14 protein-coding genes are annotated in these 15182 nt (G+C 64.7%); 10 read left to right on the top strand and 4 right to left on the bottom strand.

Features of this window, described 5'->3' with window-relative positions; all coding sequences use genetic code 11:
• The first annotated feature begins 81 nt into the window (after positions 1 to 81).
• Positions 82 to 690 carry a TetR/AcrR family transcriptional regulator gene (locus J4E58_RS00070; protein WP_007931453.1) on the top strand — a complete coding sequence of 203 codons (609 nt, stop codon included), beginning with the start codon at positions 82 to 84 and terminating at the stop codon, positions 688 to 690.
• Between the two features lie 128 nt (positions 691 to 818).
• Here J4E58_RS00070 and J4E58_RS00065 read toward each other — a convergent pair whose 3' ends face one another.
• Positions 819 to 1259 carry a heme-binding protein gene (locus J4E58_RS00065; protein ID WP_007922100.1) on the bottom strand — a complete coding sequence of 147 codons (441 nt, stop codon included), beginning with the start codon at positions 1257 to 1259 and terminating at the stop codon, positions 819 to 821.
• Between the two features lie 264 nt (positions 1260 to 1523).
• Between J4E58_RS00065 and gcl the strand changes: the two genes are divergently transcribed.
• The 8 genes from gcl (at position 1524) to J4E58_RS00025 (ending at position 11120) form a co-directional block, all read left to right on the top strand.
• Positions 1524 to 3299 carry a glyoxylate carboligase gene (gene gcl, locus J4E58_RS00060; protein ID WP_087088829.1) on the top strand — a complete coding sequence of 592 codons (1776 nt, stop codon included), beginning with the start codon at positions 1524 to 1526 and terminating at the stop codon, positions 3297 to 3299.
• 134 nt (positions 3300 to 3433) lie between these two features.
• Positions 3434 to 4216, top strand: a complete 783-nt coding sequence (gene hyi / locus J4E58_RS00055) for a hydroxypyruvate isomerase (protein ID WP_053260146.1) — start codon at positions 3434 to 3436, stop codon at positions 4214 to 4216.
• A 162-nt stretch (positions 4217 to 4378) separates the two neighbouring features.
• Positions 4379 to 5269, top strand: a complete 891-nt coding sequence (locus J4E58_RS00050) for a 2-hydroxy-3-oxopropionate reductase (RefSeq protein WP_087088831.1) — start codon at positions 4379 to 4381, stop codon at positions 5267 to 5269.
• A gap of 172 nt (positions 5270 to 5441) precedes the next feature.
• On the top strand, positions 5442 to 6722 hold the full coding sequence (locus J4E58_RS00045) for a glycerate kinase (RefSeq protein WP_087088833.1): 1281 nt from the start codon (positions 5442 to 5444) through the stop codon (positions 6720 to 6722).
• Positions 6712 to 8127, top strand: a complete 1416-nt coding sequence (gene pyk, locus J4E58_RS00040; protein WP_087088835.1) for a pyruvate kinase — start codon at positions 6712 to 6714, stop codon at positions 8125 to 8127. Before J4E58_RS00045 ends, pyk begins: the two co-directional genes overlap by 11 nt.
• Before the next feature lie 109 nt (positions 8128 to 8236).
• Entirely contained in the window at positions 8237 to 9160 is a 924-nt protein-coding gene (locus J4E58_RS00035) for an urea transporter (RefSeq protein ID WP_087088837.1), read from the top strand.
• Between the two features lie 21 nt (positions 9161 to 9181).
• Entirely contained in the window at positions 9182 to 10027 is an 846-nt protein-coding gene (locus J4E58_RS00030; RefSeq protein ID WP_007922076.1) for an ion transporter, read from the top strand.
• A 94-nt stretch (positions 10028 to 10121) separates the two neighbouring features.
• On the top strand, positions 10122 to 11120 hold the full coding sequence (locus J4E58_RS00025) for a sulfate ABC transporter substrate-binding protein (protein WP_007922075.1): 999 nt from the start codon (positions 10122 to 10124) through the stop codon (positions 11118 to 11120).
• Positions 11121 to 11174: 54 nt separating this feature from the next.
• Here the strand turns inward: J4E58_RS00025 and J4E58_RS00020 are convergent, their stop codons facing one another.
• Positions 11175 to 11624, bottom strand: a complete 450-nt coding sequence (locus J4E58_RS00020) for a RidA family protein (RefSeq protein WP_007922073.1) — start codon at positions 11622 to 11624, stop codon at positions 11175 to 11177.
• A gap of 105 nt (positions 11625 to 11729) precedes the next feature.
• The gene (locus tag J4E58_RS00015) at positions 11730 to 12359 is read right to left on the bottom strand and encodes a DUF5666 domain-containing protein (protein WP_007922071.1); all 630 of its coding nucleotides are present in this window, start codon (positions 12357 to 12359) and stop codon (positions 11730 to 11732) included.
• A 262-nt stretch (positions 12360 to 12621) separates the two neighbouring features.
• On the opposite strand from J4E58_RS00015, the gene J4E58_RS00010 reads away from it, so the two are divergent.
• Positions 12622 to 13830, top strand: coding sequence for an MFS transporter (locus J4E58_RS00010; protein ID WP_087088839.1), 1209 nt, complete (start codon positions 12622 to 12624; stop codon positions 13828 to 13830).
• A gap of 8 nt (positions 13831 to 13838) precedes the next feature.
• Here J4E58_RS00010 and J4E58_RS00005 read toward each other — a convergent pair.
• A partial coding sequence (locus J4E58_RS00005) for an MFS transporter (RefSeq protein WP_087088841.1) occupies positions 13839 to 15182 on the bottom strand: 1344 nt, incomplete at its 5' end.

The following is a 15182-nucleotide window of genomic DNA, read 5'->3' as shown; positions in this document are numbered from 1 at the left end:
CCGCCGGGGCATTCTTGAGCCTCGCGCAAGGCCGGTGCTACCATGCGCAACCGCCCGAACAGGCAAGGAATCACCTGGTTTATGAGCACCATCCGCGAGCGCAACAAAGAACTGATCCTGCGTGCCGCCAGTGAAGAGTTTGCCGACAAAGGCTTCGCTGCGACCAAAACCAGCGATATCGCGGCCAAGGCAGGATTGCCCAAACCCAACGTCTACTACTACTTCAAATCCAAGGAAAACCTCTACCGCGAGGTCCTGGAAAGCATCATCGAGCCGATCCTCCAGGCTTCGACCCCGTTCAACGCCGACGGCGTGCCCAGTGAAGTACTGAGCGGCTACATCCGCTCGAAGATCCGCATCTCCCGCGACCTGCCCTTCGCCTCCAAGGTGTTCGCCAGCGAGATCATGCACGGCGCTCCGCACCTGAGCCCGGACCAGGTCGAACAGCTCAACGCCCAGGCCAAGCACAATATCGATTGCATCCAGACCTGGATCGATCGTGGCCAGATCGCGCCCATCGACCCACACCACCTGATGTTCAGCATCTGGGCCGCGACCCAGACCTACGCCGACTTCGACTGGCAGATCTCGGTGGTGACCGGCAAGGCCAAGCTGGACGAGTCCGATTACGAAGCCGCCGCCCAGACCATCATCCGCCTGGTGCTCAAGGGCTGCGAAACGGACAAGTAACCCAGCCCCTGTAGCCGCTGCCGCAGGCTGCGATAAGGCCGAAGGCCTTCAGCAATCTTCAGATCTTGCGCACACGTTGTGTGCGATCGCAGCCTGCGGCAGCGGCTACACGGCTACACGGCTACAGATCAGGCACTCACACCCGCATCCGCCTGCAAGCCCTGCGCCTCGATGGCGCTGATCGCGCATTGCTCGTCGATGTCCGAGGTGTCGCCGCTGATGCCGATCGCCCCCACCACCGCCCCCTGCTGATCACGAATCAATACCCCACCCGGTGCCGGCACCACGCTGCCCTGCCCCAGGCTGTTGAGCGCGGCAATGAACGCCGGCCGCTGCTGCGCATCCAGCGCCAGCAGGCGCGAGCCCTTGCCCAGGGCGATCGCGCCCCAGGCCTTGCCGATGGCGATCTGTGGCCGCAGCAGGCTGGCCCCGTCTTCGCGCTGCAAGGTCACCAGATGCCCGCCGGCGTCGAGTACCGCAATGGTCAAGGGTGCCGCGCTGATCTCGCGGCCGAAGGCCAGGGCCTTGCCGGCCAGGCTGACTGCAACGTTCAAGGTTAAAGCGCTCATGGGTGCCGTCCTTATTTTGTTATTGGGAAAAATCTGGGTGTTCCGATAAGAAGATCGATACAACAAATAGAACACAACAAATTTTGTTTTTGTATACAATAATTTTCGCAAATCCCTGCTTCCGACGAAAAGCCGCCTGTTTACCGGCACCGGACGAACGCACCCAAGCGCTAGAGAAAATGGATTGACCTGCGACGCTCGCCGTGAATACACTCTGCGCAAAGCCACTTGTATACAATTACAAAACGTAAGAGGCACAAAACCATGAGCAAAATGAGAGCAATCGAAGCCGCCGTTCTGGTGATGCGCCGTGAAGGGGTCGATACCGCCTTTGGCATCCCGGGTGCCGCCATCAACCCGCTGTACTCCGCCCTGCAAAAGGTCGGCGGCATCGATCACGTCCTCGCTCGCCACGTCGAAGGCGCCTCGCACATGGCCGAGGGCTACACCCGCACCAAGGCCGGCAATATCGGCGTGTGCATCGGTACTTCCGGCCCTGCCGGCACCGACATGGTCACCGGCCTGTACAGCGCCTCGGCCGACTCGATCCCGATTCTCTGCATCACCGGCCAGGCCCCGCGTGCCCGCCTGCACAAGGAAGACTTCCAGGCCGTCGACATCACCAGCATCGTCAAGCCGGTGACCAAGTGGGCGACCACCGTCCTGGAACCCGGCCAGGTGCCCTACGCCTTCCAGAAAGCCTTTTATGAAATGCGCTCCGGCCGCCCCGGCCCGGTGCTGATCGACCTGCCGTTCGACGTGCAGATGGCCGAGATCGAATTCGACATCGACGCCTACCAGCCGCTGCCGCGGGCCTTGCCGTCGGCGACCCGGGTCCAGGTCGAAAAGGCCCTGGCCCTGCTGGATCAGGCCGAGCGTCCGTTGCTGGTCGCCGGTGGCGGCATCATCAATGCCGATGCCAGTGAGCTGCTGGTGGAGTTCGCCGAACTGACCGGCATCCCGGTCATCCCGACCCTGATGGGCTGGGGCAGCATTCCCGACGATCACCCGCTCATGGTCGGCATGGTCGGCCTGCAGACTTCCCACCGCTACGGCAACGCCACCCTGCTCAAGTCTGATGTGGTCCTGGGCATCGGTAACCGCTGGGCCAACCGCCACACCGGTTCGGTGGACGTCTACACCGAGGGCCGCAAGTTCATCCACGTGGACATCGAGCCGACCCAGATCGGCCGGGTGTTCACCCCGGACCTGGGCATCGTCTCCGACGCCAGCTCGGCGCTGACCGTATTCATCGAAGTCGCTCGCGAATGGCAGGCCGCCGGCAAGCTGAAGAACCGCAGCGCCTGGCTGCAGGATTGCCAGCAGCGCAAATCGAGCCTGCAACGCAAGACCCACTTCGACAACGTGCCGGTCAAGCCACAGCGCGTGTATGAAGAGATGAACCAGGTGTTCGGCAAGGACACCTGCTACGTCAGCACCATCGGCCTGTCGCAGATTGCCGGCGCGCAGTTCCTGCACGTGTACAAGCCACGCCACTGGATCAACTGCGGCCAGGCCGGCCCGCTGGGCTGGACCATTCCGGCGGCGCTGGGGGTGGTCAAGGCCGATCCATCGCGCAAAGTAGTGGCGCTGTCCGGCGACTACGACTTCCAGTTCATGATCGAAGAGCTGGCCGTGGGCGCGCAGTTCAAGCTGCCGTACATCCATGTGGTGGTGAACAACTCCTACCTGGGCCTGATCCGCCAGGCACAGCGCGGTTTCGACATGGACTACTGCGTGCAGCTGTCCTTCGACAACCTCAACGCCCCGGAACTCAACGGCTACGGCGTGGACCACGTCGCGGTCGCCGAGGGCCTGGGCTGCAAGGCGCTGCGGGTATTCGAGCCGTCGGGCATCCAGCCGGCCCTGCGCCAGGCCCAGGAAATGCTCGAACAGTTCAAGGTGCCGGTGATCGTCGAGATCATCCTGGAGCGTGTCACCAACATCTCCATGGGCACCGAGATCAACGCGGTCAACGAATTCGAAGACCTGGCGCTGGTCGGCAACGACGCCCCGACCGCGATTTCCCTGCTCGACTGACCCCCTATGTAGCCGCTGCCGAAGGCTGCGATCGCATCCGCAGGATGCGCAAGATCTCAGGATCGTCGAAGGCCTTCGGCCTTATCGCAGCCTGCGGCAGCGGCTACAGAGCCCCCTTTTCACAGGAGACCACCATGCCGCGTTTTGCCGCCAACCTGTCCATGCTGTTCACCGAACAGGACTTCCTCGCCCGCTTCAAGGCCGCCGCCGAGGCTGGCTTCAGTGGTGTCGAATACCTGTTCCCCTACGAATTCAGCTCCGCCGAGATCAAGGCGCAACTCGACGCCCACGGCCTGACCCAAGTGCTGTTCAACCTGCCTGCGGGCGATTGGGTGAAAGGCGAGCGCGGTATCGCCTGCCTGCCGGACCGGGTCGAAGAGTTCCGCGCCGGGGTCGACCTGGCCATCGCCTACGCCCAGGTGCTGGGCAACACCCAGATCAACTGCCTGGCCGGCATCCGTCCGCAGGGCGTCGACGATGCCACGGTGGAAAAGACCTTCGTCGCCAACCTCAAGTACGCCGCCGAAAAACTCCAGGCCGCGGGCATCAAGCTGGTGATGGAAGCGATCAACACCCGCGACATCCCGGGCTTCTACCTAAACAACACGGCCCAGGCCCTGTCGATTCGCGAACAGGTCGGCAGCAGCAACCTGTACCTGCAATACGACATCTACCACATGCAAATCATGGAGGGCGATCTGGCCCGCACCCTGTCCGGCCACCTGGACGCGATCAACCATGTCCAGCTGGCGGACAACCCGGGGCGTCACGAACCGGGAACCGGCGAGATCAACTACCGCTTCCTGTTCGGGCACCTGGACAAGATCGGCTACCAGGGCTGGGTCGGCTGCGAATACAAGCCGCTGACCACCACCGAGGCTGGCCTGGGCTGGCTCAAGAGCCACAACGCAATCTGATCGGGCAGCGCGTCATCGTTTATCGCTGTAGGAGCGAGCTTGCTCGCGAAGATCGTCAACGATGACGCAGGCATCCTGAATGAACACGGCGCCCTAGCCGTTTTTCGCGAGCAAGCTCGCTCCTACAGAGGGCGTGCTACCTAACAAAAAGAGGATTTTCTCATGGCTAAAATCGGATTCATCGGCACCGGCATCATGGGCCACCCAATGGCCTCCAACCTGCAGAAAGCCGGTCACAGTCTGTTCCTGTCCCAGCACCACGACGCGGCCCCGGCCGACCTGGTCGCCGCCGGCGCAGTCGCCCTGGCCAGCCCCAGGGAAGTGGCCCAGGAAGCCGAATTCATCATCGTCATGGTCCCGGATACCCCGCAGGTCGACGACGTGCTGTTTCGCGCCGACGGCGTGGCCGCGGGCGTCGGCCCGGGCAAGGTGGTGATCGACATGAGCTCGATCTCGCCGACCGCGACCAAGGCTTTCGCCGCCAGGATCAACGAGAAAGGCGCGCAGTACCTGGATGCCCCGGTATCCGGCGGTGAAGTCGGCGCCAAGGCGGCGACCCTGAGCATCATGGTCGGCGGCGACAGCCAGGCCTTCGAGCGCGCCCTGCCGCTGTTCCAGGCCATGGGCAAGAACATCACCCTGGTCGGCGGCAACGGCGACGGCCAGACCGCCAAGGTGGCGAACCAGATCATCGTCGCCCTGAACATCCAGGCGGTGGCCGAGGCCCTGCTGTTCGCCGCGAAAAACGGCGCCGATCCGGCCAAGGTGCGCGAGGCGCTGATGGGTGGCTTCGCCTCCTCGAAGATCCTCGAGGTGCATGGCGAGCGCATGATCAAGGGCACCTTCGACCCGGGCTTCCGTATCAGCCTGCACCAGAAGGACCTGAACCTGGCCCTGCAAGGCGCCAAGGAGCTGAACATCAACCTGCCGAACACCGCCAACGCCCAGCAAGTGTTCAGCACCTGCGCGGCCATCGGCGGCAGCAACTGGGACCACTCGGCGCTGATCAAGGGCCTGGAACACATGGCCAACTTCTCGATCCGCGACAAGTAAGAGAACGCCAGGAAATCCCCTGTAGCCGCTGCCGAAGGCTGCGATAGCCTGCGCAGCAGGCGTGCACTTGCACATCGCAGGAAGGTTCTTCGAACCTTATCGCAGCCTTCGGCAGCGGCTACAGGCTGCGTTACAGCCACACCTCGAATAACAAGAAATCCGGGAGCCCGCCATGTCGGTCGATCCGCAACAATTCCTCCGTGAGCTGTTCGCCACAGCCATCGACGCCGCCCACCCGCAGCACGTCCTCGAAGCCCATTTGCCCAGCGACCGCAGCGGCCGGGTGATCGTCATCGGTGCCGGCAAGGCCGCCGCGGCCATGGCCCAGGTGGTCGAACGCTGCTGGTTGGGTGAAGTCAGCGGGCTGGTCGTCACCCGCTACGGCCACGGCGCCCCCTGCGAAAAAATCGAAGTGGTCGAAGCCGCCCATCCGGTGCCCGATGCCGCCGGCCTGGCCGTCGCCAAGCGCGTGCTGGAGCTGGTCAGCGACCTGTCGGAACAGGACCGGGTGATCTTCCTCCTGTCCGGCGGCGGTTCCGCCCTGCTGGCCCTGCCCGCCGCGGGCATCAGCCTGGCGGACAAGCAGTCGATCAACAAAGCCCTGCTCAAGTCCGGCGCCACCATCGGCGAGATGAACTGCGTGCGCAAACACCTCTCGGCGATCAAGGGCGGCCGCCTGGCCAAGGCCTGCTGGCCGGCCACCGTCTACACCTACGCGATTTCCGATGTACCGGGCGACCTGGCCACGGTCATCGCTTCCGGCCCCACCGTGGCCGACCCCAGCACCTCGGCCGAGGCCCTGGCGATCCTCAAGCGCTATGCCATCGAGGTCCCGGCGGCGGTGCGCACCTGGCTGCAAAGCCCGGAGTCGGAAACCGTCAAGCCCGGCGACCCGAGCCTGGCCCGCAGTCACTTCCAACTGATCGCCCGGCCGCAGCAGTCGCTGGAGGCCGCCGCGGTGAAGGCCCGCCAGGCCGGCTTCAGCCCGCTGATCCTCGGCGACCTGGAAGGCGAGTCCCGCGAGGTGGCCAAGGTCCACGCCGGCATCGCCCGCCAGGTGGTGCTGCATGGCCAACCGCTGGCGGCTCCCTGCGTGATCCTCTCCGGCGGTGAGACCACGGTCACCGTGCGCGGCAATGGCCGTGGCGGGCGCAATGCCGAGTTCCTCCTGAGCCTCACCGACAGCCTCAAGGGCCTGCCCGGCGTCTACGCCCTGGCGGGCGATACCGACGGCATCGACGGCTCCGAAGACAACGCCGGCGCCATCATGGCCCCGGACAGCTACGCCCGCGCCGCCGCCCTGGGCCTGAGTGCCAGCGACGAGCTGGACAACAACAACGGCTATGGCTATTTCGCGGCCCTGGATGGGTTGATCGTCACCGAGCCGACCCGCACCAACGTCAATGACTTCCGCGCCATCCTGATCCTCGAGAGCCCCCAACATGACGCCTGACAAAAAGGTCAAAATCCTCGCCACCCTCGGCCCGGCCATCGACGGCATCGACGATATCCGCGAGCTGGTGCAGGCCGGGGTGAATATCTTTCGCCTCAACTTCAGCCACGGTGACCACGCCGATCACGCCCAGCGTTACCAGTGGATCCGCGAAGTCGAAAAGCAGCTGAACTACCCGCTGGGCATCCTCATGGACCTGCAAGGCCCGAAACTGCGGGTCGGCACGTTCGCCGAAGGCAAGGTCCAACTGCACCGTGGCCAGGCCCTGCGCCTGGACCTGGACAGCACCCCGGGCGACCAGCGCCGGGTCAACCTGCCCCACCCGGAAATCCTCAAAGCCCTGGAGCCGGGCATGGACCTGCTGCTGGACGATGGCAAGCTACGCCTGCGGGTCACCGCCAAACACGCCGACGCCATCGACACCACAGTGCTCAACGGCGGCGAGCTGTCGGACCGCAAAGGCGTCAACGTCCCGCAGGCGCTGCTCGACCTCAGCCCGCTGACCGCCAAGGATCGCCGCGACCTGGACTTCGGCCTGGAACTGGGGGTGGACTGGGTCGCCCTGTCGTTCGTGCAGCGCCCCGAGGACATTCGCGAAGCCCGCGCGCTGATCGGCGACAAGGCGTTCCTGATGACCAAGATCGAGAAACCCTCGGCGGTCACCCAACTGCGCGAGATCGCCGAATTGAGCGACGCGATCATGGTGGCCCGTGGCGACCTGGGCGTCGAAGTGCCGGCCGAAAGCGTGCCGCAGATCCAGAAGAACATCATCGGCACCTGCCGCCAGCTGGGCAAACCGGTGGTGGTGGCCACGCAGATGCTCGAATCCATGCGCTTCTCCCCCGCCCCGACCCGGGCCGAGGTCACGGATGTGGCCAACGCGGTGGCCGAAGGCGCCGACGCGGTGATGCTCTCGGCGGAAACCGCCTCCGGCGAATACCCGCTGGAAGCGGTGCAGATGATGAGCAAGATCATCCGCCAGGTGGAAAGCGGCCCGGACTACCAGGCCCAGCTCGACGTCAGCCGGCCCCAGGCCGAAGCCACGGTGTCCGATGCCATCAGCTGCGCGATCCGCCGTATCAGCAGCATCCTGCCGGTGGCGGTGCTGGTGAACTACAGCGAGTCCGGCAGCTCCAGCCTGCGCGCGGCCCGGGAACGGCCGACGGTGCCGATCCTCAACCTGACGCCGAACCTGTCCACCGCGCGGCGCCTGACGGTGGCCTGGGGTGTGCACTCGGTGGTCAACGACCGCCTGCGTCAGGTCGACGAGGTCTGCTCCACCGCCCTGGAAATCGCCCAGGCGCAAGGCATGGCCAAACGTGGCGACACGCTGTTGATCACCGCCGGCGTGCCGTTCGGCCAGCCGGGCTCGACCAACTCGCTGCGCATCGAAACCCTGATCTGAGCCCCATCGCGAGCAAGCTCGCTCCTACAGGAACGATGCACACCCTGTAGGAGCGAGCTTGCTCGCGATGACCGCACAGCGGTCAAGACTTCCTCATCCCGACACCCTCATGTCCACACATCCATTCCATCAACACTGCCCCGACTGGGCCACCGCCCTGCTCAACGGCTTCAGCCAGATCTTCCTCCAGCGCCATCCGCTGTGCGGCCTGTTGTGCATGCTGGCCATCCTGCTGAGCGCTCCGGCACCGCTCGGTGGCGCGCTGCTGGGTGGCGTGGCCGGGCTGCTCACCGCGCAGCGCCGGGGCTATGCCAAGGCCGACCGGCAAGCCGGGCTGTTCAGCTACAACGGGGTCTTGCTTGGCCTGCTCCTGAGCCTGCGCTTCGACTGGTCGGTGCTGCTGCCACCGCTGATCATCGCCTGCGGCGGCGTCAGTGCGATCCTCACCCGGCAATGGCTCAAACGCGCCCGCGATCAATATTGCCTGCCGGCCTACACCGCGCCCTTCGTCGGCCTCGGCTGGCTGCTGCTGGGCCTGGCCGCGCCGCTGCCCGCCAGTGCCGCCGCGCCCTGGGTCGAGCCCGATGCGCTGGCGCTGCTGCAGGCACTGATCCAGGGGCTCGGCCAGGTGATGTTCCTCGAACATCCGCTGGCCGGGGTGCTGATTGCCCTGGGGTTGCTGCTGGCTGATCGCCGGGCGGCTGCCTGGGCGCTGTTCGGTTCAGCGGTGGGCCTGGGCTTCGCCCTGCTGCAACAGGACCACGCCGGCGCCCTGCCGGGCCTTGGCGGCTACAACTGTGCCCTGGTCGCCCTGGCCCTGAGCCAGGACCGCCGCCGATCCTGGTTGGCCCTGCCGGGAATGCTCCTGGCGCTGCTGCTCGCCCCGGGCTTCGCCGCGCTGGGCCTGCCCGTGCTCACCGCACCCTTTATCCTCGCCTGCTGGCTGGTTCGCGCCGCGCTGCGGGTGCTGCGCCAGGCCGCCGTGGACAGCACGCCTTGCGCTACCGGGGCCAATCCCCCTAGGCTTCGCTGACCTTCGATTCAGGCGAACAACATGGACAGCAACACGGACAACAACCGGCACTGGCGCGAGCGTCTCTACGTCATGATTTTCCAGACCGACACCGTGGCCGGTCGACGCTTCGACAGCACCCTGTTGCTGATCATCCTCGCCAGCCTGGTGATCGTGATCCTCGACAGCATCGACGAGGTGCATCAGAACTACGCCAATGTGCTGGCCTATATCGAATGGGGGTTTACCCTGATCTTCGCCATCGAATACGGCCTGCGCCTGTACTGCTCGCCCAAGCCGTTGCGCTACGCCTTCAGTTTCTACGGCTTGGTGGACCTGCTGGCCATCGTGCCGGGGATCCTCGCCCTGTATTACAGCGACGCCCAGTACCTGCTGATCATCCGGGTGATCCGCATGCTGCGCATCTTCCGCGTGCTCAAGCTCAGCCCGTATCTCAAGCAGGCCAACTACCTGATGTCGGCGCTGCGCGGCAGCAAGCAGAAAATCATCGTGTTCCTGCTCAGCGTATCGACCCTGGTCACGGTGTTCGGCACCCTGATGTATGTGGTCGAGGGGCCGGAGCACGGGTTCACCAGCATCCCCAAAGGCATCTACTGGGCCATCGTCACCCTGACCACCGTGGGTTTTGGCGACATCGTGCCGAAGACGCCACTGGGCCAGGTGATTTCATCGATGGTGATGATCACCGGTTACTCGATCATCGCCGTGCCCACCGGGATCTTCACCGCGGAACTGGCCAATGCCCTGCGCGGCGAACAGCTCAAGCACGACTGCCCGGTGTGCAGGAAGAACGACCATGAGCACGGCGCCGCGTTCTGCTCGCGGTGTGGCAACGCGCTGTTCCCGAAAGTGGTCCAGGAAAACTGAATAAGCAAAGCACTTTTTAATCTTTAATGAGATATACCGCCCCGGCTATAGTCGGCGGCAAATTGCCTTCACTCTCTAATAAAAGGAATGTGCAGTGAAAAAACTCGTTAGCGCCTCTCTCCTGGCCGCCGGCCTGGCACTGGGCAGCGCCGCCCAGGCCGCTCCGACCCTGCTCAACGTTTCCTATGACGTGATGCGAGACTTCTACAAGGACTACAACACTGCCTTCCAGAAGCACTGGCAGGCCGAGCACAACGAGAACATCACCCTGCAGATGTCCTTCGGCGGTTCCAGCAAACAGGCGCGCTCGGTGATCGACGGCCTGCCGGCCGACGTCATCACCATGAACATGGCCACCGACATCAACGCCCTGGCGGACAATGGCAAGCTGGTGCCGGACAACTGGGTGACCCGCCTGCCGAACAACAGCGCGCCCTTCACCTCGGCCACCGTGTTCATCGTGCGCAAGGGCAACCCCAAGGCCCTGAAAGACTGGCCGGACCTGCTCAAGGATGGCGTGCAGGTGATAGTGCCGAACCCCAAGACTTCGGGTAACGGCCGCTACACCTACCTGTCGGCCTGGGGTTATGTGCTGAAGAACGGCGGCGACGAGAACAAGGCCAAGGACTTCGTCGGCAAGCTGTTCAAGCAGGCACCGGTGCTCGACACCGGTGGCCGCGCCGCGACGACCACCTTCATGACCAACCAGATCGGCGACGTGCTGGTGACCTTCGAGAACGAAGCGGAAATGATCGCCCGCGAATTCGGCCGCGATCAGTTCGAAGTCATCTACCCGAGCGTCTCCGCCGAAGCCGAGCCACCGGTGTCGGTGGTCGACAAGGTGGTCGACAAGAAAGGCTCGCGTGCCGCGGCCGAGGAGTACCTGAAGTACCTGTGGTCGCCGGAAGGCCAGGAAATCGCCGCCAACAACTACCTGCGCCCACGGGACCCGAAAGTCCTGGCCAAGTACACCGACCGTTTCCCGAAAGTCGACTTCCTCTCGGTGGAGAAAACCTTTGGCGACTGGCGCACCGTGCAGAAGACCCACTTCAACGATGGCGGGGTTTTCGACCAGATCTACGGCGGCAAATAACGCCCCCGGCCCATGAAAAAAGCGACCCTCGGGTCGCTTTTTTATTGCTCGCGCCTAAAGCCCGGCGGCTACATCGACCAGGGCGGCGCCCCGAACCTCGTGCAGCTCAGGCAACATCGCCTCCGCCTCGATCTCGATCAGCCACTCGGGCAAGGACAGGCCGCTGACGATGATCCACGAGGACGCCGGCGGCTGCTGGGGGAAACGCTGCAACAGCACCTGGCTGATCTGTTCCTGCTGGTCGCGGGCTGCCTCGGCAATGTAGATCCGCAGCATGACCACGTGACTCAGGTCGCCGCCCGCCGCCGCCAGGACCCGGGCGATATTGTCGAAACTCTGCTCGGTCTGCTCGCGCAGCCCCGGGCCGACGCAGACCTCGCGCTCATCGACACCCACCTGGCCGGACAGCAGCAGGCGCCGCCCACCGCGCACCTCCACGGCCTGGCTGAAACCGTACTGCAGGGAATTGAAGACACTGGGCGGATTGAAGACTGATGTGTGCATGGGACCTCCGCTGCGATAGACGACCGCAAACCCTAAACCAAGCCCCTGCACAAGGCCATCCGAAACCAGGCCGTTGAAATACCTGGCAACGTAACCGCCAGCCAGCTACATCGGCGGCGTCACCCCATCCTTGCCGGCGGAGATCGATTGCGCGGTGAGCGTGCCGTCCGCGCTCTGGGAGACGAACATCACCACCTTGACCCCGGCCTTGAGCAGGCTGCGGTCACCCGGCACCAGGTTGACGATGGGCACATCGTCCGGCACCAGGATCGTCTGCTGGCCGCCCTTGTAGTTGACGGTCAGGGTCCGGCCGTTGCTCACCACCAGGTCGCCGACGCGGCCATTGGTCATGCTGCTGCCCTTGACCAGATCGAAAGGCCGATGACCGTCGCCGGTGCCGGCCATCTGCGGTGGAAACACATGGACCTCCAGCGCCTTGAGGCTGCCATCGGCCTGCGGCACGGCGGCCGAACCTATGTAGCTGCCGGGCTTGATGTCCTCGATATTGGCCAGGGTCACGGCGCGGACCTGGGTCTGCGGCGTGAGGTTGATGGTGACGTTCTCGCCACTGTTGACGTGCACCCGCACCGCGTCGCCGGCGATGCTGGTGATTTCCCCGCGCACGCCGATGCGCATGCCCGGTGCGTCCTGGGCCTGGGCCAGGCCGGCCAGCAGCAGTGCGCCGAGGGTGATCGCTTGGGCGCCGCCGAGCAGGCGGCGAAGGCACAGATTCATGGGACGGGCTTCCTGTGATGAAAGGTGGCACAGAGGTCTAAACGAAAGCACTCCAGCATCCACGGAACAATGAGCGAGCTATGGAACTGAATGTAAGTAAATGTATCATCGCAACGCGATCCCGGTCGTCTGCCGCTCTCGGCCGGCCCCGCCAGGCATTTATTCCTCCCGGGCATGAATGCTATCGCTCGTCAGCTTCTACCGCGTCACGGGCCAGCCCCTTAGCCTCGCCCGCATCCCTTTCGCTGCAACGAGAATCGCCATGACTTCCACGACCCAGGGGCTGCCCGCCGCCACCACGACCATGACCCGCGGCATGGTGCTGCTGTTCGCCTTCTGCTGCGGCGCCATCGTCGCCAACATCTACTATGCCCAGCCGATCATCGAGCTGATCGCCCCGGACATCGGCCTGAGCAGCACCATGGCCAGCCTGATCGTGTCCCTGACCCAGATCGGCTACGCCCTGGGCCTGTTCTTCCTGGTGCCCCTGGGCGACCTGCTGGAAAACCGCCGGCTGATGATCCTCACCAGCCTGGTGGCCATCGCCAGCCTGCTGGGCGCCGGGTTCACCGAGCAACCCAACGCCTTTCTGCTGGTCTCGCTGCTGATCGGCTTCAGCTCAGTGTCGGTACAGATCCTGATTCCCCTGGCCGCGCACCTGACGCCGGAAGAGTCCCGCGGCCGGGTGGTCGGCGGCATCATGGGCGGCCTGCTGCTGGGCATCCTGCTGGCACGCCCGGTGTCCAGTGTGGTGGCCGACCTGTTCGGCTGGCGCGCGATGTTTATCGCCGCCGCCGTGCTGATGGCCGCCATCAGCCTGGTCCTGCTGCTGACCGTGCCCAAGCGCCAGCCTGCCCACAGCGCCACCTACGGCCAGTTGCTGGGTTCGTTGGGCACCCTGCTGCGCCAGCAACCGGTGCTGCGCCAGCGGGCGTTTTACCAGGCCTGTATGTTCGCCACCTTCAGCCTGTTCTGGACCGCGGTGCCGCTGGAGCTGGCGCGCAACCACGGCCTGTCGCAAAGCCAGATCGCCCTGTTCGCCCTGGTCGGAGCCATCGGCGCCATCGCCGCGCCCATCAGCGGACGCCTGGCGGATGCCGGCCACACCCGTGTCGCCTCGTTGCTGGCCATGCTGTTCGCCGCCTTGAGCTTCCTGCCGGCCTTTGTCCACCCGGCCTACAGCGTCATCGGCCTGGCAGTGACCGGCGTGGTCCTGGATTTCTGCGTGCAGATGAACATGGTCCTCGGCCAGCGCGCGGTCTACGCGCTGGATGCCCATAGCCGTGGCCGCCTCAACGCGCTGTACATGACCAGCATCTTCATCGGCGGCGCGGTCGGCTCGTCGATTGCCAGCGCGGTGTACGAACACGCCGGCTGGCTGGGCATAGTCGGCGTCGGCAGCGCCTTGCCGTTGCTGGCCCTGCTGCGTTTCCTGGGCACTTCGCAGAAGGCGCTGCCTGTCACGGCCTGAGCCCGGGCTCAAGCCACAGCCTGATCGATGTCCTCACCGGTGCGGTCGCGAATCCACAGCAACACCAGGGTGGACAAGGCGACCGTCGCCATCATGTACCAGGCCGGCGCCAGCGCCTGCTCAGTCACCTGCAGCAGCCAGGTGACAAAAAACTGGGCGAAGCCGCCAAACACCGAGACCCCGATACCGTAGGCCGCCGCCATGCCGGTGGTGCGCACCGACTTGGGGAACATCTCCGGCAACATGGTGATGCCCGGCACCGTCTGCAGGGTCAGCAACACCGAGAGCAGGCCGATGATCAGCAGCAGGTTGAACAGGCTGGGGGCGGCGATCAGCCACTGGAAACACGGCACTATCACCAGCAGAGTCAGCAGGCGCGAGCAGAAAATCACCCGCTTGCGCCCACAGCGATCGGCCAGCCAGCCCACCAGCGGCGACAACACAAAACAGACCGCCCCCACCACCACGCTGGCCAGCAGGCTGGAGGTGGTCGGCAGGCCCAGCACCCTGGCGGCATAGGCCGGCATGTAAAAGGCGATGATCTGGGTCGAGACCATGGCCCCGAGCATCAGCAGCACGCTTTTGCCCAATGCCCGCTTGTGCTGGCCGAACAGCTCGCGCAGCGGACTGCTGCGGGCCGCATGTTCCCTGGCCTGCTGGCTGTGGGCAGTCGACAGCCCGAGCACCAGGGTGTCTTCCAGGTGGCGACGGATGTACCAGCCCACCGGGGCGGTGAGCATGCCGATGAAAAACGGCACCCGCCAACCCCACTCGCTCATCGCCTGTTGATCCAGCCCCGCCACCAGCGCCGCAACCATGATCGCGCCGAGGAAGATCCCCAGCGACTGGCTGCCGAACTGCCAGCTGGCATAAAAACCCCGTTGCGATGCGGGGGCGTGTTCCACCAGCAGGGTGGTCGCCGCCCCCACTTCGCCACCGGCGGCAAAACCCTGGATCAGCCGCGCCAGCGCCATGATCAGGGGTGCGGCCATGCCGATCTGGCCATAGGTCGGGGTCAAGGCCATCAGGCCGCAGCCCAGGCCCATCAGGAACAGGGTCAGGGTCATCGCCGAGCGACGGCCGAAGCGGTCGGAGTAGGAACCGATCAGCAGCGCGCCGACCGGGCGCATCAGGAAACCCACGCCAAAGGTCGCGGTGGTCAGCAGCAACTGCCCGTAAGCGGACGCCGCAGGGAAAAACAGCGGCCCGATAAACAGCATCAGAAAGCTGAACACCGTGAAATCGAAAAACTCCAGGGCATTACCGATAGTGGTACCGACAATCACCCGCCGACGGGAAACACTCAGATTCGTCGCCGCAACCGGCGCGAAGGATTCGGAAACAACGGCCAT

The sequence above is a fragment of the Pseudomonas sp. FW305-25 genome, assembly GCF_017351415.1.
Classification (GTDB): domain Bacteria; phylum Pseudomonadota; class Gammaproteobacteria; order Pseudomonadales; family Pseudomonadaceae; genus Aquipseudomonas; species Aquipseudomonas chlororaphis.
Note: the sequence above shows the minus strand (reverse complement) of the source record. Positions and strands in the feature narration are given on the sequence as shown.